This is a genomic window from Acetanaerobacterium sp. MSJ-12 (assembly GCF_018917875.1).
GTDB lineage: Bacteria > Bacillota > Clostridia > Oscillospirales > Ruminococcaceae > Bittarella > Bittarella massiliensis.
Genome location: NZ_JAHLPK010000020.1, coordinates 1 through 1,718, shown reverse-complemented (window position 1 = coordinate 1,718; position 1,718 = coordinate 1). Strand labels below are relative to the sequence as shown.

Genomic DNA, 1,718 nt, shown 5'->3' with positions numbered 1-1,718 from the left:
GACCTAACCCGATTTGCAAAACAAATCGAAGGTAGGTCAAACGCAATGAGCATCAAATTTGTGCGACCGTAAGGGAGTAAACAAATTTGCAATGCGAAACTGCGAATAGCTTTGGTCAAGCTAATAAGGGCAGAAGGCGGATGCCTTGGCACCAGGAGTCGATGAAGGACGTGGTAAGCTGCGATAAGCCTCGGGGAGATGCAAGCAATCTTTGATCCGGGGATTTCCGAATGGGGAAACCTACTTAGGTTAATACCTAAGTATCTATTACTCAATCAATAGGTAATAGAAGACATACCAGGGGAACTGAAACATCTAAGTACCCTGAGGAAGAGAAAGAAAAATCGATTCCCTAAGTAGCGGCGAGCGAAAGGGGATAAGCCCAAACCGATAGGGTTTTCTCTATCGGGGTTGTGGACCGGTCATATATGAGGACTCATCGTAATAGAAGAGGTTTGGAAAGACTCACCATAGAAGGTAATAGTCCTGTACATGAAACGATGATATTCTAGACCGTGATCCAGAGTACCACGAGGCACGTGAAACCTTGTGGGAAGCAGGGGGGACCACCCCCCAAGGCTAAATACTACCTGGTGACCGATAGCGCATAGTACCGTGAGGGAAAGGTGAAAAGAACCCCGGAAGGGGAGTGAAATAGAACCTGAAACCTTCTGCTTACAAACTGTGGGAGCACTTTTTATGTGTGACCGCGTACTTTTTGTAGAACGGGCCAACGAGTTACGGTATGGAGCAAGGTTAAGCACCTATGGTGCGAAGCCGTAGGGAAACCGAGTCTTAATAGGGCGTCTAGTTTCATGCCGTAGACCCGAAACCGGGCGACCTACCCATGGTCAGGATGAAGCGGAAGTAAAATTTCGTGGAGGTCCGAACCGATTGACGTTGAAAAGTCACCGGATGAACTGTGGGTAGCGGTGAAATTCCAATCGAGCCCGGAGATAGCTGGTTCTCGCCGAAATAGCTTTAGGGCTAGCCTCGAGGTTAAGAGATACGGAGGTAGAGCACTGAATGGTCTAGGGGCCTTCACCGGTTACCAAAACCTATCAAACTCCGAATGCCGTTATCTTTTACTCGGGAGTCAGACTACGAGTGATAAGATCCGTAGTCAAGAGGGAAAGAGCCCAGACCATCAGCTAAGGTCCCAAAGTATACGTTAAGTGGAAAAGGATGTGGAGTTGCATAGACAACCAGGATGTTGGCTTAGAAGCAGCCATTCATTCAAAGAGTGCGTAATAGCTCACTGGTCGAGTGATTCTGCGCCGAAAATGTCCGGGGCTCAAACGTATCACCGAAGCTATGGATCCGTAAGGATGGTAGGCGAGCGTTCTATATAGGTTGAAGCTGTACCGGAAGGAGCAGTGGACTGTATAGAAGTGAGAATGTTGGCATGAGTAACGAGAGGCAGGTGAGAATCCTGCCCGTCGAAAACCTAAGGTTTCCTGAGGAAGGCTCGTCCGCTCAGGGTTAGTCGGGACCTAAGCCCAGGCCGAAAGGCGTAGGCGATGGACAACAGGTTGAAATTCCTGTACCACCTAGAATCGTTTGAGAGATGGAGTGACACAGTAGGATAGGCTCAGCGCACCGTTGGTTGTGTGCGTCTAAGCTGGTAGGGAGTTAAAAGAGGCAAATCCCTTTTAACTTAATCCTGAGAAGTGATGGGGAGCGAAATTTAAGTAGCGAACTGGCTGATTCCACACTGT

The 1,718-nt window shown here is 48.6% G+C and carries 1 rRNA gene; it reads left to right on the top strand.

Annotation, left to right across the window (positions count from 1 at the left end):
* Positions 1 to 113: 113 nt before the first annotated feature.
* Positions 114 to 1,718, top strand: a 23S ribosomal RNA gene (locus KQI11_RS13020); the annotation flags it as partial.